This is a genomic window from Flavobacterium sediminis (assembly GCF_003148385.1).
Lineage (GTDB): Bacteria > Bacteroidota > Bacteroidia > Flavobacteriales > Flavobacteriaceae > Flavobacterium > Flavobacterium sediminis.
Genome location: NZ_CP029463.1, coordinates 2,419,541 through 2,440,194 on the forward strand (window position 1 = coordinate 2,419,541; position 20,654 = coordinate 2,440,194).

The following is a 20,654-nucleotide window of genomic DNA, read 5'->3' on the forward strand; positions in this document are numbered from 1 at the left end:
GATTTTTATTTTATAGTTGTGGTGTGATGTTATTTGGTTTTAATGTTGATTTCATCTTTTTTAACGTTAATGTTCAACTCTTTATTATTGATCTTTAAGGAAACATTTTCGTTAATAGTATCTGTAATTTCGTCGAAATCAAAGTCATCTTCGTCAGAAGGACAATCCAGACAGACGATCTCGTCATCGGCTACCTGATAAATATACTCATCAGAGTTATGATGCAAATCAAAGATTTTATTGTCAGACCAATCAAAATCCTGAATGCTTTTATCAGGTTTAATATGTACGCCTTTAGGTAAATAGAGGTAAACATTTACTTCTTGATCCCGAAACTTGTTCTTGAAATCCGTTGTAAAATAGTTGTCTAAATTAATCTTATTTTTTTGAATTTCAAAATGATAGTTTATATTGTCAGAGCGATCCTTTGCATCTTTATGCGATTTACCGGTTGCTGATTTTTCAATTTGTATGTAAGGTTGGTCAGTTTCAGAAATCAGGAAATGTACTCTAACCTTTGTTGAAAAAATGATCTCATTATTGTTGGCATCATGAGTATATTTAGCTCTTTCATGTTCGTAGACGCTTTTTGTGAAATAATCGTCATAGCTCATTTTTACATATAAGGTGTCCTGAGGTTCTAAAAAGAATTCTTCTTTTTGAACTGATTTACCGTCATAACCGATGGCAGTAGCCTGTTTTAAGCCGAAATAAACGACTCCAATAATTGAAAGCAACCATACAGCTAAAAGCGTATATTTAAAATAGTTACCGATCGGCTTCATATTGGTTACCAAAAGTTTTAAACCTAGCAGGAGTAAAGCCAAGAAAGGAATACCCACACTAAATAGTAATAAGATACCTTGGATCCAGAGCGGTACTTCAAAATCAAAAGGTGTTTCTATATGGTTGAAAATAAAGGTGTCTGGCATTGATGAAGTGAAAATCATAACCACAGAACCAATGATCACACCAAGTAAGGTCATTGAAGCAAAAAGAATAATAAAGGCTCCGATGAATTTGGCCAGAAATTTAAAAATAGCCATAAAAACATCACCTAAAGTCTTTCCAATCTGGTTGGCTCCCGATTTTGCAGTATTGGTGATCTTTTCAGAATCCAGATTATTGATTTTATCTGAAATCTCACCAATACCTTCCTTTACCTTTTTTTCGATATTAGAGATATTAATAGGTTCGCCTCTCATTTCTAATTTCTGTGCTGTAGTAACAGCTTCCGGTATTAAGATCCATAATACTAAATAGATCAATACGGATGTACCGAAACTGATAAACGGAGAAATTATGAACAAGATACGCACCCAAAGCGGATCAATACCAAAATAATGTCCGAACCCGGCAGCTACACCTCCTAAAATAGAGTTGTCACGGTCTCTGTACAATCTTCTGGTACGAGATGTAGATTTGGAATATGTTGTTGATTTCTGATTGTAGCTTGGTTCTTCGTCGATTAAATAATCTTCCGGTTGTCCCATAATAGCAATTACCTCTTCAACTTCAGTGATGCCTACCACTTGTTTTTCACTTTTTAGGCGTTCTTGAAAAAGTTCGGCAATACGGCTCTCTATATCGTTAATGATCTCATCTCTGCCTTCCGGCGAAAGAGAACGCTTAACGGCGTCAAAATAGCGAGTTAGTGTTTGATAGGCATTCTCATCTATATGAAAGAAAAAACCGCCTAAATTTATGCTGATTGTTTTGTTCATGACTTTTTAGTTTTGACTGTTTCCAGTGATGATGTTTACGGCATCTGATAGTTCGACCCAAGTGTTGTTTAGTTCTTTTAAAAATTCTTTTCCTTCATCGGTAAGCCCGTAGTATTTTCTCGGAGGCCCCGATGTTGATTCTTCCCAACGATAGCTAAGAAGCCCATCGTTTTTTAACCTTGTTAATAAAGGGTAAACGGTACCCTCCACAACAAGGAGCTTTGCTTCTTTAAGGGTTTCCAGAATTTCTGAAGTATAAGCATCTTTTTCTTTTAAAACAGATAAGATACAAAATTCTAGAATTCCTTTGCGCATCTGTGCCTTAGTGTTCTCGATGTTCATGATTTTTTAAGGTTTTTAACTGAAACCCACAGCATTTTTTTGTGGATATCAGCATGCATTAAACTGTTCATTTTTTTGATTGATTTGATTGATGATTGAAACGTTTACTTAATAAATTTTATAGTTAATGGATAAGAAACTTCTTGTCCGTTTGCCGCTTTATAAGCAGCATAAATGATTAGAATGAATTCAAATATTTTGATTATGGCAGTTAATAATATTGCAACTAACCCCAGTATAATTAATCCTGATATATTTTGGCTGCTAATTAAATTATTGATCTCAATGTGATGTTCGTTAAAATCAACAGTTTTAAGTAAATTGTATAACCAAAAGACAGCTGTAGGTATTGCAATTAAAACAAAGATTAAAGAATACAGCAGAATACTTAATTGAAAATTTAAAGCTTGTTTACCATGTTTATCTACAAATTGAGATTCTTGTCTTTTAGAGGACCATATTAATAAAGGAAATATAAAATTTCCGAAAGGAATACAATATTGGCTCAGTAAGCTTAATTGTAAAAGAGTGGATGTGTTTTTTTCGTTTGAAGTTGCCATTTTACTATAACTAATAATTTCTTATACAAAGATAAGTCTAAAAGAAGGTATTATGTTACGCATAGTACCTTAAATTAACAAAAATTTAACAAATATAAAAATATTATGAACGCATAGTATTTTTTGTATTTTTACAAAAAATAAAATCAAAAATGAAATTCACACCTTCTAAATTAAACGCTTTTATGTTTTTTAAACTACCTTCAGCTTATTGGAGCGGAGTAAGAGTAAAAGCAATCCAACCGGAGCAATGTAGTGTAACGGTGAAGTATAAATGGTTCAATCAAAATCCGTTTCGTTCAATGTATTTCGCAGTACAGGCAATGGCCGCTGAATTCACTACCGGAGCTTTAGTAATGTATCAGATTCAGAAAAGCGGCAAAAGTATTTCTATGCTTGTAGCGCAAAACAAAGCACTATTTACTAAGAAAGCGACAGGCAGAATCACATTTACTTGTACTGAAGGAAATAGAATAAAAGAAACCATAGAAAAAGCAATAGCAACTAAAGAAGGACAAACGGTTTGGCTAACCTCAAAAGGTGTGAATGAAAAAGGAGAACAGGTTTCTGAAATGCAGTTTGAATGGACCATTAAGGTTAGAAACTGATTTCACACGCTAATTTGGACCGGATGCTTGATCTGTTAACAAAAGTTAATTTCCGTCTGAAAGCCTATTTTGTTTGTAAATTTGTAGTAACCAAAAAACTACAAAAAATTCAATTGTAGTTTGTAAAGACTGAAAACATGAAAGTGTTAATTACAGGAGCTACTGGCTTAATAGGAAGTGAATTGGTAAAATTACTACTGCAGAGAGGGGTAAAAGTCAATTATTTAACCTCCAGTAAATCAAAACTGATTAAAGAAGAAAATTATCAAGGTTTTTACTGGAATCCGGATAAAGGTGAAATTGACTTAGATGCCTTTGAAGAAGTAGAATGTCTTATCAATTTAGCAGGAGCCACTGTATCTAAAAAATGGACACCGGCATACAAACAGGAAATCATTGAGAGTCGTGTGTTATCAACACGCTTGCTCTATCAGTCACTTTTAAAAGACTCTTTTGATATAAAACAGATTATTTCTGCTTCTGCAATCGGAGTTTATCCTAGCAGTGAAACGACTATTTATACAGAAGAATCCAACCAGATTGATAACAGTTTTTTGGGATGTGTAGTAGCAAAATGGGAGGATGAGGTAAAAAACTTTGCTAAATTAGGCATAAGAGTCAGTTTTGTTAGAATCGGATTGGTACTAGCACCTGACGGAGGAGCTTTAACAGAAATGCTTAAGCCGATTAAATTAGGATTAGGCGCAACATTCGGATCGGGAAAACAATATCAATCATGGATACATATAAAAGATTTGGCTCGCATATTCTCTTTTATAATGGATAATGAACTGGAGGGAATTTATAATGGTGTATCCCCTTATCCGGTAACGAATGAAGTGTTGGTTAAATCCATAGCGCAAACATTAGACAAACCGCTTTTTTTACCGGGGATTCCTAAAATGGCCATGAAGTTGCTTTTAGGGGAAATGCACGAACTATTGTATTCAAGTCAGCACGTAAGTGCCCGTAAGATATTAGACGAGGGATTCCAATTCAAATATTCTAATTTAGATAAAGCATTACAAGATATATTACAATAAAAAATCCCGAGAAATCGGGATTTTTTTATCATATAGCAAAGGCTTTATTTTTTATGAGCTTTTACTGTAACTTCAAGTTCAATATCGTCATCGACAAATTTATCTTTCAGATCGTCAAAAATAGATTTAGAAGCATAATTAACACCCCAAAGTGTTCTGTTGATCTTAAAAGGATCAGAGTGTAAAGTTACGTCAGAATCATTGATAGTGATTTCAGCAGGGAACTCAACAGGTTTAGAGATTCCTTTCATGGTTAAGATCCCTTTTACAAAATAAGCTCCGTTAGCCTCTTCAGTGCTAAGTATTTTAAAATGACTGTCAGGATATTTTGCAGTATTGAAGAAGTGATCCTCAGTTTCTTTATCACCTAAACCTTTTAAGTGTGTTTCCAGTTTCATTTTGTCGTCACCTTCCAGATCCGTAACATTGATAGAAGTCATGTCAATACTGAAATTACCACTTTCTATTTTGCCGTCAGTAATGGTAAATCCGCCATCCTTCAATGAAATAGTTCCGGTATGCTTTCCGGTTGGTTTAGATCCGGTCCAGTTAATAACTGATGCAGCAGCATCTATTTTATAATTACCAAGGCTATCAACAGCTTCTTCAACGGTAACCGTTTCACTAGGCATTTCTGCTTTCTCTTCTTTTTTGCAGCTATTCAGACCAATGAAAGCTACTAAAGACAAACTTAAAAGGATTTTTTTCATAATTTATATAGTTTTTAGAATTAGTTTCTCTCAAAAATACTAAAATTCTTTTAAATTTAGAATGTGTTTAAATAAAAAGCTGTCAATTTGACATTTTTAATGAATTGGCAATACATTTGCTACTCACAATAAAAAGTTTAAAATAATATACAGAGATATGAATCAAGAAGGTACTGAAAATGTTGAAAAAGATGCCATCCGAAACGAAGACACAAACGATCAATCGGATAATCAGGAAATTCAAGACCCTCAAATGACTGCTGAGGAAAAATTAGAGGAAGATCTGGCAAAAGAAAAAGATAAATTTTTACGCTTATTTGCTGAATTTGAGAACTATAAAAAGAGAACCGGTAAGGAACGAATAGATTTGTTTAAAACGGCTAATCAGGAAGTTTTACAAGCTATGTTACCTGTTTTAGATGATTTTGACAGAGCTTGGGCTCAGATATCGAATTCAGAAGATGAGGCTTTGATAAAAGGTGTGGAATTGATTCATGAAAAGTTAAAAAATACGTTGGCATCTAAAGGTTTAGAACTGGTAGATATTAAAACGGGTGATGATTTTAATGCTGATTTCGCAGAAGCAATAACTCAAATTCCGGCTCCTTCTGATGATTTAAAAGGGAAGGTAGTAGATGTAGTGGAAAAAGGATATAAGTTAGGAGACAAAATTATTCGTTTTCCAAAAGTAGTGATCGGAATGTAAATTAACAGGACTTGAGAGTTAAAAGCTTAAGACTTGATTATTAAGGTTAGTAAAAATGAAAAAGGACTATTACGAAATATTAGAGATCAGCAAAACTTCTACAGTAGAAGAAATTAAAAAAGCCTACAGAAAAAAAGCCATTCAGTATCATCCGGATAAAAACCCGGGTGACAAAGAGGCGGAAGAAAATTTTAAATTGGCAGCAGAAGCTTATGAGATATTGAGTGATCCTGACAAAAAAGCACGTTACGACCAGTATGGTCATGCCGCATTTGACGGTGCAGGAGATTTTGGCGGAGGACACATGAATATGGATGATATCTTCAGCCAGTTCGGAGATATTTTTGGAAGTGCTTTTGGTGGCGGTTTCTCGGGATTCGGTGGCGGATTTTCCGGAGGTGGTCAACGCCGTGTAAAGGGAAGTAACTTGAGAATCAAAGTGAAATTAACACTTGAAGAAATTGTTAACGGAGTTGAGAAAAAAGTAAAAGTAAAACGAAAAGTTCAGGCCAAAGGAGTAACGTATAAAACCTGTCCTACCTGTCATGGTTCCGGACAGATAACTAAAATAGCAAATACGATTTTAGGAAGAATGCAAACTGCTACAACATGTACGACTTGCCAGGGTTCCGGTCAGATATTAGACCAAAAACCATCAGGTGCTGATGCATACGGTATGGTAATGGAAGACGATACGGTTTCTATAAAAATTCCGGCAGGTGTGGTAGACGGAATGCAGTTAAAAGTTTCCGGAAAAGGAAATGAAGCACCGGGAAGTAATAGTATTCCGGGAGATTTGATTGTTGCGATAGAAGAACAAGAACATGAATTTTTAAAACGTGAAGGAGAAAATCTTCATTATGATCTGTATATCAGCTATCCGGAAGCTGCTTTAGGTGCTTCTAAGGAAATTGAAACAGTCGGAGGTCGTGTACGAATTAAACTGGAAGACGGTATTCAATCCGGAAAAATCTTAAGATTGAAGGGAAAAGGAGTGCCTAGCTTAAACGGATACGGCAACGGAGATTTACTTGTCCATGTCAATGTCTGGACTCCGAAATCATTAAACAAAGAACAAAAAGAGTTTTTTGAAAAAATGTTAAGCGACGAAAACTTTAAACCAAAGCCTGAAAAATCAGACAAATCTTTTTTTGAAAAAGTAAAAGATATGTTTTCATAATTAAATAAAAATATATACATTTGAACCTCACTTTATTATAAAGTGAATTTTCTTTTTCATAGCAATTTTTCCCATCCTGCCTAAAAATAGGATGGGTTTTTTTGTAACAATTCTTTACAAAACATTACTAACAGTAAAAAACTAAAATACTGTAATGAACAATATTCTTGACGTTCAAAATGTAGTGAAACAATATGGTGATTTTACAGCCTTGAATAATGTTTCGCTTCAAGTCCCTAAAGGAAGTATTTATGGATTATTAGGACCTAACGGGGCTGGAAAAACTTCATTGATCCGAATCATTAATCAAATAACGATCCCGGATAGCGGAACTGTTCTGCTGGATGGAGAAAAGCTAAATTTGGAACATATTCAACATATTGGATATTTGCCGGAAGAGAGAGGGTTGTACAAAACCATGAAAGTCGGTGAACAATGTTTGTATTTAGCACAGTTAAAAGGATTGTCAAAAGAAGAAGCACAGAAACAGCTAAAATATTGGTTCGAAAAATTTGAAATAGAAGACTGGTGGAATAAAAAGATCCAGGAATTATCAAAAGGGATGGCACAGAAGATACAGTTTGTTGTAACGGTATTGCACCAACCCAAGCTATTGATCTTAGACGAACCTTTTTCAGGATTTGATCCCGTTAATGCTAATTTAATTAAAGACGAGATCATAGAATTGAATAAAAAAGGAACTTCCGTTATTTTTTCAACCCACCGAATGGAAAGTGTGGAAGAAATGTGTGATCATATTGCTTTAATAAATAAATCAAATAAACTGCTGGAAGGGAAATTAACGGATGTTAAACGCCAGTTCAGAAGCAACACGTTTCAGGTCGGTATTTTGACTAATAATGTTGAAGGTTTAATGTATCAGTTGACTCAAAAGTTTACAGTGGGGCAAACGGATTTTAAATCTTTAGACAATGATCTGAAACTGGAAGTGCAGTTAGGCGAACATAAATCAAATGAGTTGTTGGAAATTTTAACTGCTTTCGGGCAGGTTACTCATTTTGTAGAAAAGATTCCAAGTGTTAACGATATATTTATTCAAACCGTAAGCAGCAAATAATGAAAAAATTATTCCTTATTATAAAAAGAGAATTTGTCGCAAAAGTGCGCAATAAATCATTTATTGTAATGACTTTTTTAAGTCCGCTTTTATTTGTTGGAATGGGAGTCTTAATAGGCGTTTTGGCTTCAATGAATAAAGATTCGGTGACAAAAATTGCGATTCATGACGAAGCCGGTTACCTAAAAGGGGATTTTAAAAGTGATAAATTTACTGCCTATACTGATTTGTCGGCGATGCCATTTGAAACAGCTAAAGATACAGCAAGTAAAAGCTATGAAGGACTATTGTATATTCCTAAGGTGGATTCTATTCAGCAATTAAAAGACAAAGTAGAATACATATCAGAAGATAGCCCGAGTATTGAATTTATATCAAATGTGGAAACTGTTGTAGATTCAGCATTAACATCAGATAAATTAAAGAAGTTGGGATTTGATGCCGATAAAATTGAAGAAGCAAAAGCAAATTCAACTTTGAAATTATCAAAATTCTCCGGAGAAGAAAGTTTAAAAGGATTGAATGAGATCAAGATAGCTATCGGAGGTGTGATGGGATATCTGATTATGATGTTTATTATCATTTACGGAAATTTTGTTATGCGAAGTGTTATTGAAGAAAAGACCAATCGTATTATTGAGATTATCATTTCTTCTGTAAAACCATTCCAATTGATGATGGGTAAGATCATCGGGAATTCCTTAGCCGGAATCTTGCAATTTTTAATATGGGTGGTAGTCGGACTTATTTTGGCTTTTGTGGCTAAAAACTTTTTAGGCTTGGAATTAGGATCAGGTTCTGTTGACCCGGCGGCAGTAGAAATGGCTAAACAATCAGCAGATTTGTCTAAAATGCAATTGTATTTTAACGAAATCATGAATTTGCCTTTAGGGTTAATGATCGTTTCGTTTATAATTTATTTCATAGGCGGTTATTTCTTATACAGCTCCTTGTACGCTGCTATCGGAGCGGCTGTAGATTCTGAGACCGATTCGCAACAATTTTTATTACCTATCGTCATGCCGTTAATGTTAGGGGTTTATATTGGTTTCTTTACAGTTATTAATGATCCTCATGGTACAGTTGCAACGGTATTCTCCTTGATTCCGTTTACTTCGCCTATCGTAATGCTGATGCGTATTCCGTTTGGAGTACCGCCTTGGCAAATTATTTTGTCAATGGTATTATTATTTGCTACCTTTACTTTAGTAGTGTGGTTTGCGTCTAAGATTTACAGAGTAGGAATATTGATGTACGGCAAACGTCCGACCTGGAAAGAATTGTATAAATGGCTGAAATATTAATATGCGAAAGCAAATAATTGACTTTCTTTCATTCAAATTGATCGATACGGATAAAGTTGATTTTACCGTATGGAATCTATTGTTGTTAATTTTTGCACTTGTTTTTACAACCTATGCCCTGCGATTCATTCGGAATTTAATAACAAGAAGGTTACCGTTAGAAGATAAGAACAAGTTTGTCAGTGTCTTTCAATTCATTAAATATATAGCCTATATTATAGCAGTAATGTTTACACTACATTCTTCGGGGTAAACATTAATGTGTTTTTAACAGCTTCAGCTGCCGTTTTTGTTGGGATAGGTTTTGCGTTGCAAACTTTTTTTCAGGATATTATTTCCGGAATTTTAATGATTTTAGACCAATCGTTACACGTAGGAGATATTATTGAAGTTGATGGTAAAGTAGGTCAGGTTACCGAAATTAAATTACGAAGTACCCGTATGAAGACCCGTAACGATCGCATCATGATCATTCCTAACAATAAGTTTATGACTGATCCGTTGTTCAATTGGACACAAAATTCTAAGATCAATCGCGAGCAGGTTTCTGTAGGTGTGGCTTACGGGAGTGATGTCAATTTGGTTAAAAAAATATTGGAGCAATGTGTAGAAGGAGTAAACGGAGTGGTGACAACTAAATCTATTTTAGTGCTTTTTGAAGACTTTGGCGATTCATCACTTAACTTTTCAGTGTATTTTTACGTACAAAATGGTATGGAAAGCCCTATCATTCAAAGTGAAATTCGTTTTAAGATCGACGAAGCGTTCCGAAGAAATAAAATTGAAATACCTTTCCCGCAACGAGATATTCATATCATTAATTAAATTTTCAGAGCAATCATTTAGCCCGGAAAGTTTCAGTAGCTTATATAAGGTAGGATTTACATTCTCTTACTTTTTTACTAACTTTATCCCCGTTGAGTAAAGTCTAAAAAAATAATAAATGCCTAAAATATTAGTAATAGAAGACGAAGCCGCAATTCGTCGTGTGTTAAGTAAGATTCTTTCTGAAGAAAGTGATACTTATGAAGTGGAAGAAGCAGAAGATGGCTTACAAGGTGTCGAAAAGATCAAAAACGAAGATTACGATTTAGTGCTTTGTGATATAAAAATGCCGAAGATGGATGGGGTTGAAGTACTGGAAGCTGTAAAAAAAATAAAACCCGAAACTCCTATGGTCATGATTTCCGGGCATGGAGATCTGGAAACAGCAGTGAACACTATGCGTTTAGGAGCATTTGATTATATTTCAAAACCACCGGATCTGAACCGTTTACTCAATACCGTACGCAACGCATTAGATAAGAAACAACTGGTAGTTGAAAATAAAATTCTAAAGAAGAAAGTTTCCAAGAATTATGAAATGATAGGGGATAGCGATGCTATCAATCAAATTAAAGAAATGATTGATAAAGTTGCTCCGACAGATGCCCGGGTTTTGATTACGGGACCTAACGGAACCGGAAAAGAATTAGTGGCACATCAGTTGCATGAAAAAAGTAACCGTTCGGCAAAGCCGATAGTTGAGGTAAATTGTGCTGCCATTCCGTCTGAGTTGATTGAAAGTGAATTGTTCGGGCACATAAAAGGAGCTTTTACATCTGCGGTAAAGGATCGGGCCGGAAAATTTGAAGCGGCTAACGGAGGTACTATCTTCTTGGATGAAATAGGAGATATGAGCTTGCCGGCACAGGCCAAAGTATTAAGAGCCCTACAGGAAAATCTGATCCAGAGAGTAGGGGCTGACAAAGATATTAAAGTTGATGTACGGGTAATTGCAGCAACGAATAAAGATCTGAAAAAAGAGATTGAGGAAGGACGTTTTCGGGAAGACTTATACCATCGTTTAGCTGTTATTTTAATTAAAGTTCCGGCACTGAATGATAGAAGGGAAGATATTCCGAAGCTTTTGGAACATTTTGCAGAGAAAATAGCAGGTGAACAAGGAACATTGGTTAAGTCTTTTTCAGATAAAGCGATTCAATTGCTACAGGAGTATGACTGGACAGGTAATATACGTGAATTACGAAACGTGGTGGAGCGATTGATTATTTTGGGAGGAAATGAAATTTCTGAACAAGATGTAAAATTATTCGCTTCCAAGTAAATTATAAGTACAATTCATCAGTAACAGAATAAATGCAACTCAAAAAGATAAATACAAATTTGCAAAAAGCTTTAGTAGAAAACGGTTTTACGGAAGCCAATGAATTGCAACAGGAAACTTTTTCACCGATAAAGAGCGGAACAGATTTAGTTATTCAAAGTCTGAAAGGAACGGGAAAGACAACAACATTAGTACTGAATATCATTCAAAAACTGAAAGAACCGGCAGAAGAATCGCCCCGTGCTTTGATCATGGTAGAGGATAAGCAGAAAGTACTGGAAATAGGTGAACTGTTTGAGAAGTTAAATAAGTACAATAAACTTCGTATTTTTAGTACCCATGATAAAACGGATATTGACGAAGATAAAAATGAGATTTCTGCCGGAATAGATGTTTTAATAGGTACACCTAACCGTTTGAACCAAATGTTTTCCGGAGCCGGATATAATGTCAATAAACTACAAATTATAGCATTTGACGATCTGGACAGTATGCTTAAAAGCCGATACGATTCAATTATATTAAGGTTGTTGTCAAGTATGGAAAAAGGGCAGCGATTGTTCTTTTGTTCACAGATCACAGAAAGAGTAGAAACAGTAGCTTTAAACGACGAAGAAAGAGAACCTCTATTTTATGAAATGGAATAAAAATGTAAGTTATGGAAGAAATTAAAATATTTTCAGGAAGCGAGATTGAAGCTTTAGCCGTAAAGCAACAATTAGAAGAAAGAGGAATAGAACCTATTGTGAAAAATGGGTATGAATCTGCCAGACTGGCCGGCTTCGGGAATACAGATGCAGCAGTTGAATTGTATGTTACAGAAGAAGAATATGAAAAAATAAAAGATATTCTTGACAAACTTTAAAAAGAAATTTTAAGACGACTTACAATCAAGGCAATCAGAAAACCGAAAATTCCGATTAAGGCAAAAGAATACTTTAAGCTGGTTGCTTCAGCGATAAAACCTATTACAGGTGGCCCGATTAAAAAACCTAAAAAACTGATACTGGAAACAATTGTCAGAGCAATTCCGGGAGCAACTTTCTCTGATCTTCCGGCAGCGTTGAACATGATCGGTACAACATTGGCTACGCCGAAACCGACTAACATAAATGCTAAAGTACAGCTGATTAAATGGGGAAGCAAAACAGCAATGTATAAACCTGTTGAAATAGCAATACCACTATAGATAAGTACTTTTTTAGAGCCGAATTTAACGACTAAATAATCGCTTAAGAATCTTCCGGATGCCATTGTGATCATAAAAGAAGTATAGCCTAATATAACTAAGTTTTCCGGAGCTTTTATGATCTCTTTAAAATAAACACCACTCCAGTCAAACATTATCCCTTCACTAGCCATACCACAAAAGCAAATGATTCCGAACCAGATTAAATTGGAATCAGAAATTTTAAAAAAGGAGGAGCTGTTTTTTGAAGCGCTATCCGTTTGGTCTTCTTTTTTAACTTTTTTTGATTTAACTAACCAAGAACCGTTAAAGAGAACGATCAATACTATAATTAAGAAGACCAAGATAAAATGAACAAATGGTCTTAAATGCAAAGAAATCATGAAAAGACCAAAAAGAGCACCGCTAAATCCTGCTAAACTCCAGGAACCGTGAAAACTTCCCATAATCGGTTTGTTTAACAGTTGTTGGGTGACAACTCCCTGAGTATTGACAGCAATATTGCAGAAGTTACCAAAGAAACCAAAGAAAAATAAACTGAGGGCTAAGCTGTAAACCGTGTCTGAAAATCCGGCGATAATTAAGAAAAAGGCATATAACAATAAACCGAAAATAGCGATCTTATTACTGCCATAGCGAGTTACCACCTTGCCGGAAAAGGGCATTGCCAGAATTTGTCCCACAGGAATTGCAAAAAGGAGTGATCCAAGATCTGCTTCGGATAAATTTAAAAAAGTTTTGATGTCAGGAATCCTGCTAGCCCAACTGGCAAAGCAAAAACCCATTCCGAAAAAGAAAAGAGCTGTAGCTAATAGTATTCTGTGCTGTGCCGATAAACCAAGATTTTTGAACCTTTTCTTAAACTTGGTTTTGGAAGCGATCAATTCTATAAAGCGATAATTGAATAAAGGCATATTTTACAACATTAGAATACTATAAAAATAGTAAGTTAAACAATAGGTTGGTAATACTATTTTATACAAAAGCAATAAAAAAACAGACCATTAAAAAAATGGTCTGTTGAATACGGACAGATAAATGACCGTATATTTTAATCTTGTAATTTAAATACTTTTTGAAGTAATTCAGTTGTTCTGGAGTCAATAGAGCTTCTGATCTCTTTTTCTTCTACAGCTATCATCGTAAAAACCCCTGATAAAGCCTTTTGAGTAACATAATCGTTCAGATCCGGATTAACTTTGGAAACAAAAGGTAAGCCGTTATATTTTGTAATGATCTTACTCCAAATAGCATCAGCACCTACTTTTCCTAATGATTCTTTTACCACCGGATTAAATTTAGCATACAGATCTGTTGTAGTTGTATTTTCTAAATAAGTGGTGGCGGCATTCTCTTCTCCCATTAAAATATCTTTAGCATCTGTTATAGACATGGAAGTAATAGCATTAGTGAAAATAGGAGTTGCTTCCTTTACAGCCTCTTCAGCAGCCCGGTTCAGCGATTTAATTCCTTCGTCAGCCAGGTCACTCATTCCCATTTTACGCAAAGTAGCATCTACTTTTTGTAACTCATCCGGAAGCAAAATTTTTACCGCTTCGTTTTTATAGAATCCGTCTACTGCGGTAAGTTTTGTCACTTGTTCAGAAACTCCTTTGTTTAAAGCTTCTTTAAGTGCAGCACTGATATCAGTATTGCTTAGAGAAATCCCGGAAGTGGAAGATGTAGTAGAAGTAGTTGAATTTAGTTTTTCTTCCGCTTTTTTTAATAAATCTTTAAACTGAGCGTTTGAAAATACAGGAAGTAGAACTAAAGCAAAAATAATTTTTTTCATCAGATACCATTTATGGTTAAACATTTTTTCAATTGTATAGCATGAAGTATGCCAATATTCATGAATTCATTAATAGATCAAAAATAATAAATTCTGTATACTAAGGTTCTTAGTAAGTTGTTAAAGTACGAATGAATGTAAAAAATGTTAAATATTGCTAAAATACTATATATTGTGGTGTTAAAATGAATTTTGTAAAAATATATAGATAAATTTTTAATAGTTTTATAAAACTAACACAAGAATAAATATAAAACGAACCAAATTAACTGTAAAAAATGAAAAATACGTTTAAGCAAATTACTCAAATTATACAAAACAGAACATTTGAACAACTGGAAAACATAACAATTGATAAACCCGAATATTTTAATTGGGCTTCCGAAATATTTGAAGACATTCATGTAAAAAATACGCCGGATAAAACAGCTTTGTTATGGACAGACGGGGAGGAAACAGTTTCTTATTCGTATCTTCAAATGAGTCAAAACTGTAATCAACTACTCAATTTTTTACGAAATAAAGGCGTTGAGCAGGGCGATATCATTTTAACACAGTTGATGTTGCAACCCATTAGCTGGGCTGCAACATTAGCAACTATTAAGGGAGGTTTGCAAATGATTCCTACAGCGACGATCATGGGAGTTCAGGATTTAGCCTATCGCTTTGAAAAAACATTACCTAAAGTCATTATTTCAGATATGAATAATGCCCACAAAACAGATGAAGCTGAAGCGGTTTCCGGATCTAAAATCTCGGTGAAGATTATTTGCGATGGTGTCAGAGAAGGATGGTATACTCTGGAAGATATTGAAAAAGAAAGTACAGTGGCCGAAGCTGTGGCTACCAAAGCGAATGATATTTTATTTATGTTCTTTACTTCCGGGACAACAGGTATGCCTAAAATTGTGTGCCACACTCATTTTTCATATCCGGTAGGGCATTTAACAACAACAACATGGATAGGGTTAACGGAAAACGATGTACATTATAATATTTCACAGCCGGGTTGGGCTAAATTTGCCTGGAGTAGCTTTTTTGCACCTTGGAATGTTGGCGCAGCGATCTTTGCATATCATACAAACAATCGTTTTGATGCCGCAACCACACTTGGACTGATTTCAAAGCATAAAATTACCACTTTATGTGCGCCGCCAACAGTTTTGCGTTTGTTTATTCAAGAGGATGTTAAGTCTTATCCTTTTTCATTAAGAGAATGTGTGGCAGCGGGCGAACCTTTAAATCCGGAAATCATAGAGGCATGGAAAGACGCAACCGGAGTTCTCATTCGAGATGGTTTCGGGCAAACTGAAAGTACCTGTATGGTTGCAAACTTACCGGGACAAAAGGTAAAATTCGGATCTATGGGAAAACCAACTTTTTTATACGATGTGGTCATAGCAGACAACGATGGTAATATTCTGCCGGATAACGAAGAAGGAAATATTTGTGTACGAATGGAACGAGGTGAAACAGCTAACGGAATTTTTAAAGGGTACCTTTTTGATAAAGAAAGAGAAGCAAAAGCCTTTCACAGTGGGTTGTATTATACCGGAGATAAGGCTTATCGGGATGCGGAAGGTTATATTTGGTTTATAGGTCGTGACGATGACGTAATTAAAGCGTCTGATTATCGTATCGGACCATTTGAAGTAGAGAGTGTTTTGCTGGAACATCATGCCGTAATAGAATCGGCAGTGGTAGGCTCACCACATCCTATTAAAGGGCATGAGGTAAAAGCATTTGTAGTTTTACATCAGGAACACGAACCTACGGAACATTTGGCAATTGACATTTTTACCTTTAGCAGAAGTTATCTGGCGCCATATAAAATGCCAAGGATCATTGAATTTGTTGCCGAGTTGCCTAAAACGATCAGCGGTAAGATACGACGTGTAGAACTCAGAGCATCAGAAGCAGAAAATAAGGCTAAACAATCCGGATCAGATAGCGAATTTTTCTATTCTAAATAACAAAATGAAATTATTATTGATAAAGCCTTAAAGCAAAGCTTTGTTTACGTTAAATATTTTACGAAAACGTAATAATTGATTACCTTGCAGACCCAAAATAACAAAAACTAAAAATGGAACAGGTACAACCTTATCAACCTAAAAATAAAGTAAGAATTGTTACGGCAGCGTCTTTGTTTGACGGACATGATGCAGCCATTAACATTATGCGTAGAATTATTCAGTCTACCGGATGCGAAGTGATTCACCTAGGACATGACAGAAGTGTGGAAGAAGTCGTGAATACTGCTATTCAGGAAGACGCGAATGCTATTGCAATGACTTCTTATCAAGGAGGACATACAGAATATTTAAAATATATGTTTGATTTGCTGAATGAAAAAGGAGCAAGTCATATTAAAATCTTTGCCGGTGGAGGCGGAGTGATCCTTCCTTCGGAAATCGAAGAATTACACGAATACGGAATAGAAAAGATCTATTCACCGGATGACGGTCGCGCCATGGGACTTCAGGGAATGATTAACGATTTGGTGCAACGAGCTGATTTTCCGGTAGGAGATCATTTGAACGGAGAGGTTAATCATTTGACAGAAAAAAACAGCAGAGCTATTGCGCGAGTGATCTCAGCAGCAGAGAACTTTCCGGAAATTGCGAAAGACACTTTAGATAAAATCCATCAGGAAAATAAAGAAACTACAATTCCGGTGTTAGGAATTACCGGTACCGGCGGCGCAGGTAAATCGTCATTGGTAGACGAACTGGTTCGTCGTTTTTTAATCGATTTTCCGAAAAAAACAATTGGATTAATTTCAGTAGACCCTTCAAAACGTAAAACAGGAGGAGCTTTGTTAGGGGATAGAATTCGTATGAATGCGATCAATAATCCAAGAGTCTATATGCGTTCTTTGGCTACGCGCCAGTCGAATTTAGCACTATCCAAATATGTGGCTGAAGCGATTCAGGTATTAAAAGCCGCTAAATACGATTTGATTATTCTGGAAACTTCAGGTATCGGTCAGAGTGATACGGAAATTTTAGATCATTCCGACGTTTCTTTATACGTCATGACTCCGGAATTCGGAGCAGCTACTCAATTGGAAAAAATTGATATGTTGGATTTTGCTGATTTAGTAGCCTTGAACAAGTTTGACAAGCGAGGTGCTTTAGATGCTATTCGTGATGTGAAAAAACAATACCAACGCAACCACAACCTTTGGGATAAAACACCGGACGATATGCCGGTTTTCGGAACGATTGCTTCGCAATTTAACGATCCGGGAATGAATTCGTTGTACAAGGCCATTATGGATAAAGTAGCGGAAAAAACAGGTGTTGATCTACAATCTACTTTTGCGATTACCAAAGAAATGAGTGAAAAAGTATTTGTAATTCCGCCGCATAGAACCCGCTATTTATCAGAAATTGCAGAAAACAACAGAAGTTATGATGAGCGTGCTTTGTCGCAAAAAGAAGTAGCGCAAAAATTATACGGAATTTTCAAAACGATTTGTAGTGTAGCTACCATTTCGAGCGAAAGTGAGAAATCTCTTTTGGAGAAAACCGGATTGAATCAAGAAGGGATTCTCAGCGTAGCTAATAATGGTAATAAAGAATTTTTAGACTTATTGTTTAAAGAATTCGACCGTGTAAAAATGAATTTAGATCCATACAATTGGGAAATCATCACAACATGGGATGAAAAAGTAAACAAATATAAAAATCCGGTTTATAGCTTTAAAGTTAGAGATAAAGTTATCGAAATTAAAACGCATAGTGAGTCACTTTCGCATACGCAGGTTCCTAAAATCGCTTTGCCTAAATATCAGGCTTGGGGCGATGTATTGCATTGGTGTTTACAGGAAAATGTGCCGGGAGAATTTCCGTTTACTGCAGGTTTGTATCCGTTCAAGCGGGAAGGAGAAGATCCGACTCGTATGTTTGCCGGTGAAGGCGGACCTGAAAGAACCAATCGACGTTTTCATTATGTAAGTTTAGGAATGCCGGCTAAGCGTTTATCAACCGCTTTTGACTCGGTTACTTTGTATGGGAATGATCCGGATTTACGTCCTGATATTTACGGGAAAATCGGTAATGCAGGAGTTTCGATCTGTTGTTTGGACGATGCTAAAAAATTATACTCAGGTTTTGATCTAAGTCATCCGGCAACTTCTGTTTCCATGACTATCAACGGTCCGGCACCTATGTTATTAGGCTTCTTTATGAATGCGGCTATTGATCAGAATTGTGAAAAATACATCAAAGAAAATGAATTAGAGCATTTGGTAGAAGAAAAACTGAAAGCGCTATATGATGATAAAGGGTTAAACCGACCTAAATACAATGGTGATTTACCGGAAGGTAATGATGGATTAGGATTACTGCTTTTAGGAGTAACAGGAGATCAGATTTTACCGACTGAGGTATATAATGAAATTAAGATAAAAACATTATCACAAGTACGTGGAACGGTTCAGGCGGATATTTTAAAAGAAGATCAGGCACAGAATACATGTATTTTTTCTACAGAATTTGCTTTGCGCTTAATGGGTGATGTTCAGGAATATTTTATCCGAAAAAATGTTCGTAATTTCTATTCGGTTTCTATCTCGGGATATCATATCGCAGAAGCAGGAGCAAATCCGATCACTCAATTAGCATTTACATTAGCTAATGGATTTACTTACGTTGAGTATTATCTAAGCAGAGGAATGGATATCAATGCGTTCGGGCCGAATTTATCATTCTTCTTCTCTAATGGTATTGATCCGGAATATGCAGTGATCGGACGTGTAGCCAGAAGAATCTGGGCTAAAGCTTTAAAAAATAAATACGGAGCAAATGAAAGAGCACAGATGTTGAAGTATCATATTCAAACTTCAGGTCGTTCGTTACATGCACAAGAAATTGATTTCAATGATATTCGTACCACTTTACAAGCGTTATATGCTATTTATGATAACTGTAATTCATTGCATACGAATGCGTATGATGAGGCTATTACAACGCCAACAGAAGAATCTGTGCGTAGAGCAATGGCGATCCAGTTGATCATCAATAAGGAATTAGGATTGGCTAAAAATGAAAACCCGATCCAAGGTTCGTTTATTATTGAAGAACTGACAGATTTAGTAGAAGAAGCTGTTTTAGCGGAATTTGACAGAATTACAGAACGCGGCGGTGTATTAGGAGCAATGGAAACGATGTATCAACGTTCGAAAATCCAGGAAGAATCCTTGTATTATGAAACCTTAAAACATACCGGAGAGTTCCCGATCATCGGAGTGAATACATTCTTAAGTTCAAAAGGTTCGCCAACTGTAATTCCTGCTGAAGTTATTCGTGCAACAGAAGAAGAGAAACAATTCCAGATTGCCACGTTGAACAATTTACAAAAAGCTAAAGTAACTGAAGTAAAAGCTCAGATTGAAGACATTCAGAGTGCAGCGATTCAAAATGAGAATATTTTTGAAAAATTGATGGAAGCCACTAAAGTCTGTTCGTTAGGACAAATTACGACTGCTTTATTTGAGGTAGGCGGGCAGTATAGACGCAATATGTAATGAGCACCCATAGCGGAAGCAATGAAAGAATAAAAGAGACACATCCTGAGTGGTATCGGGATGTGTCTCCTATGTATTATTTAATATTGGGCAGTTTTCCACCTCATGCGAAACGTTGGGATTATCCTTTTTATTATCCCAATAAAATAAACCGTTTCTGGAAGATCCTGGCAGAAATAGCAAAAGTTAACCTTACTGTTCCTATTGTTTCAGAAAAAGAAGCTGTTGAAGAGCGATTTTCTATTATGCAGAAACTGAATGCAGGAGTTCAGAACTTAGGAAAAACAATTCTTCGAAAAGGAACCAGTGCCTTAGATACAGCCATAGAAATAACTACATTTCAGGATATTCTGCTAATACTGAAAAAACATCCGGAATTGAAAAAAATAGTACTACCCGGATATTCATCTCAGAATAGTACAGCTAAAGCATTTTTAAAGTATATCAATCAAACAAAAGAGATTGAAATAATAGGTTTTATTCCTAAAACGCTAAACTCAGGTACCACTTTTAAGATCAGTGTATACGGGAGAATTATCGATTGTGTAGTCTTAAATTCGACTTCTACTGCCAGTCGTATCAGCTACGATGAAGTAAAAAAGCAATTTGAAAAAGAATTGGATTCGTAGTTCTCTTAAAATTTATGACGACATAATTTCAGCAAAAGAGGCTATACATAGTACTTAATAGTTATTATATTCTGTTATTCTTTGTTTTTTGTTAAAAATGATGGATGTAATTGATATTTTAAGAGCTGGCTATTAACCGAAAATTTTAA

The 20,654-nt window shown here is 35.5% G+C and carries 20 protein-coding genes; 14 read left to right on the forward strand and 6 right to left on the reverse strand.

Going from position 1 to position 20,654, the window contains the following annotated elements; all coding sequences use genetic code 11:
* Positions 1–29: 29 nt before the first annotated feature.
* From DI487_RS11150 to DI487_RS11160, 3 genes are all read right to left on the reverse strand, one after another.
* On the reverse strand, positions 30–1,724 hold the full coding sequence (locus DI487_RS11150; protein ID WP_109569714.1) for a PspC domain-containing protein: 1,695 nt from the start codon (positions 1,722–1,724) through the stop codon (positions 30–32).
* Positions 1,725–1,730: 6 nt separating this feature from the next.
* On the reverse strand, positions 1,731–2,066 hold the full coding sequence (locus DI487_RS11155; protein WP_109569715.1) for a PadR family transcriptional regulator: 336 nt from the start codon (positions 2,064–2,066) through the stop codon (positions 1,731–1,733).
* Positions 2,067–2,170: 104 nt separating this feature from the next.
* The gene (locus tag DI487_RS11160) at positions 2,171–2,626 is read right to left on the reverse strand and encodes a DUF4870 domain-containing protein (protein WP_109569716.1); all 456 of its coding nucleotides are present in this window, start codon (positions 2,624–2,626) and stop codon (positions 2,171–2,173) included.
* A 152-nt stretch (positions 2,627–2,778) separates the two neighbouring features.
* Here DI487_RS11160 and DI487_RS11165 point away from each other — a divergent pair, with 152 nt between their 5' ends.
* Both DI487_RS11165 and DI487_RS11170 read left to right on the forward strand, forming a co-directional pair.
* Positions 2,779–3,234, forward strand: coding sequence for a DUF4442 domain-containing protein (locus DI487_RS11165; RefSeq protein ID WP_109569717.1), 456 nt, complete (start codon positions 2,779–2,781; stop codon positions 3,232–3,234).
* Between the two features lie 137 nt (positions 3,235–3,371).
* Positions 3,372–4,277 (forward strand): TIGR01777 family oxidoreductase, encoded by a 906-nt coding sequence (locus DI487_RS11170; protein WP_109569718.1) that lies wholly within the window; start codon positions 3,372–3,374, stop codon positions 4,275–4,277.
* A 44-nt stretch (positions 4,278–4,321) separates the two neighbouring features.
* On the opposite strand, the gene DI487_RS11175 is transcribed toward DI487_RS11170, so the two are convergent.
* Complete coding sequence (locus tag DI487_RS11175) at positions 4,322–4,987, reverse strand: YceI family protein (protein ID WP_109569719.1); 666 nt, start codon at positions 4,985–4,987, stop codon at positions 4,322–4,324.
* Positions 4,988–5,144: 157 nt separating this feature from the next.
* Here DI487_RS11175 and DI487_RS11180 point away from each other — a divergent pair, with 157 nt between their 5' ends.
* The 9 genes from DI487_RS11180 to DI487_RS11215 all read left to right on the forward strand — a co-directional run bounded on the left by DI487_RS11180 (position 5,145) and on the right by DI487_RS11215 (position 12,227).
* Positions 5,145–5,693, forward strand: a complete 549-nt coding sequence (locus DI487_RS11180) for a nucleotide exchange factor GrpE (protein WP_109569720.1) — start codon at positions 5,145–5,147, stop codon at positions 5,691–5,693.
* 55 nt (positions 5,694–5,748) lie between these two features.
* The gene (gene dnaJ, locus DI487_RS11185) at positions 5,749–6,873 is read left to right on the forward strand and encodes a molecular chaperone DnaJ (RefSeq protein ID WP_109569721.1); all 1,125 of its coding nucleotides are present in this window, start codon (positions 5,749–5,751) and stop codon (positions 6,871–6,873) included.
* A 154-nt stretch (positions 6,874–7,027) separates the two neighbouring features.
* Positions 7,028–7,951 (forward strand): ABC transporter ATP-binding protein, encoded by a 924-nt coding sequence (locus DI487_RS11190; protein ID WP_109569722.1) that lies wholly within the window; start codon positions 7,028–7,030, stop codon positions 7,949–7,951.
* A complete protein-coding gene (locus DI487_RS11195) occupies positions 7,951–9,255 on the forward strand; it encodes an ABC transporter permease (RefSeq protein ID WP_109569723.1) in 1,305 nt (434 codons plus the stop codon). Before DI487_RS11190 ends, DI487_RS11195 begins: the two co-directional genes overlap by 1 nt.
* A 1-nt stretch (position 9,256) precedes the next feature.
* Positions 9,257–9,508 carry a hypothetical protein gene (locus tag DI487_RS16340; RefSeq protein WP_245896361.1) on the forward strand — a complete coding sequence of 84 codons (252 nt, stop codon included), beginning with the start codon at positions 9,257–9,259 and terminating at the stop codon, positions 9,506–9,508.
* Positions 9,509–9,516: 8 nt separating this feature from the next.
* The gene (locus tag DI487_RS11200) at positions 9,517–10,080 is read left to right on the forward strand and encodes a mechanosensitive ion channel family protein (RefSeq protein WP_245896364.1); all 564 of its coding nucleotides are present in this window, start codon (positions 9,517–9,519) and stop codon (positions 10,078–10,080) included.
* A 118-nt stretch (positions 10,081–10,198) separates the two neighbouring features.
* Positions 10,199–11,362: a sigma-54-dependent transcriptional regulator gene (locus DI487_RS11205; RefSeq protein WP_109569724.1), complete on the forward strand. Its 1,164-nt coding sequence runs from the start codon at positions 10,199–10,201 to the stop codon at positions 11,360–11,362.
* Positions 11,363–11,421: 59 nt separating this feature from the next.
* Entirely contained in the window at positions 11,422–12,009 is a 588-nt protein-coding gene (locus DI487_RS11210) for a DEAD/DEAH box helicase (RefSeq protein WP_308219318.1), read from the forward strand.
* 11 nt (positions 12,010–12,020) lie between these two features.
* Positions 12,021–12,227 carry a putative signal transducing protein gene (locus tag DI487_RS11215; protein WP_109569726.1) on the forward strand — a complete coding sequence of 69 codons (207 nt, stop codon included), beginning with the start codon at positions 12,021–12,023 and terminating at the stop codon, positions 12,225–12,227.
* On the opposite strand, the gene DI487_RS11220 is transcribed toward DI487_RS11215, so the two are convergent.
* Entirely contained in the window at positions 12,224–13,465 is a 1,242-nt protein-coding gene (locus DI487_RS11220; RefSeq protein ID WP_109569727.1) for an MFS transporter, read from the reverse strand. The two genes, DI487_RS11215 and DI487_RS11220, sit on opposite strands and share 4 nt — an antisense overlap.
* 137 nt (positions 13,466–13,602) lie before the next feature.
* Positions 13,603–14,343 (reverse strand): DUF4197 domain-containing protein, encoded by a 741-nt coding sequence (locus DI487_RS11225; protein WP_109569728.1) that lies wholly within the window; start codon positions 14,341–14,343, stop codon positions 13,603–13,605.
* 278 nt (positions 14,344–14,621) lie between these two features.
* On the opposite strand from DI487_RS11225, the gene DI487_RS11230 reads away from it, so the two are divergent.
* The 3 genes from DI487_RS11230 (at position 14,622) to DI487_RS11240 (ending at position 20,505) form a co-directional block, all read left to right on the forward strand.
* Positions 14,622–16,316 carry an acyl-CoA synthetase gene (locus tag DI487_RS11230; protein WP_109569729.1) on the forward strand — a complete coding sequence of 565 codons (1,695 nt, stop codon included), beginning with the start codon at positions 14,622–14,624 and terminating at the stop codon, positions 16,314–16,316.
* 113 nt (positions 16,317–16,429) lie between these two features.
* Positions 16,430–19,876: a methylmalonyl-CoA mutase family protein gene (locus DI487_RS11235; RefSeq protein WP_109569730.1), complete on the forward strand. Its 3,447-nt coding sequence runs from the start codon at positions 16,430–16,432 to the stop codon at positions 19,874–19,876.
* Positions 19,876–20,505, forward strand: coding sequence for a uracil-DNA glycosylase family protein (locus DI487_RS11240; RefSeq protein WP_109569731.1), 630 nt, complete (start codon positions 19,876–19,878; stop codon positions 20,503–20,505). The genes DI487_RS11235 and DI487_RS11240 overlap by 1 nt, the downstream gene beginning before the upstream one ends.
* Positions 20,506–20,654 lie beyond the last annotated feature (149 nt).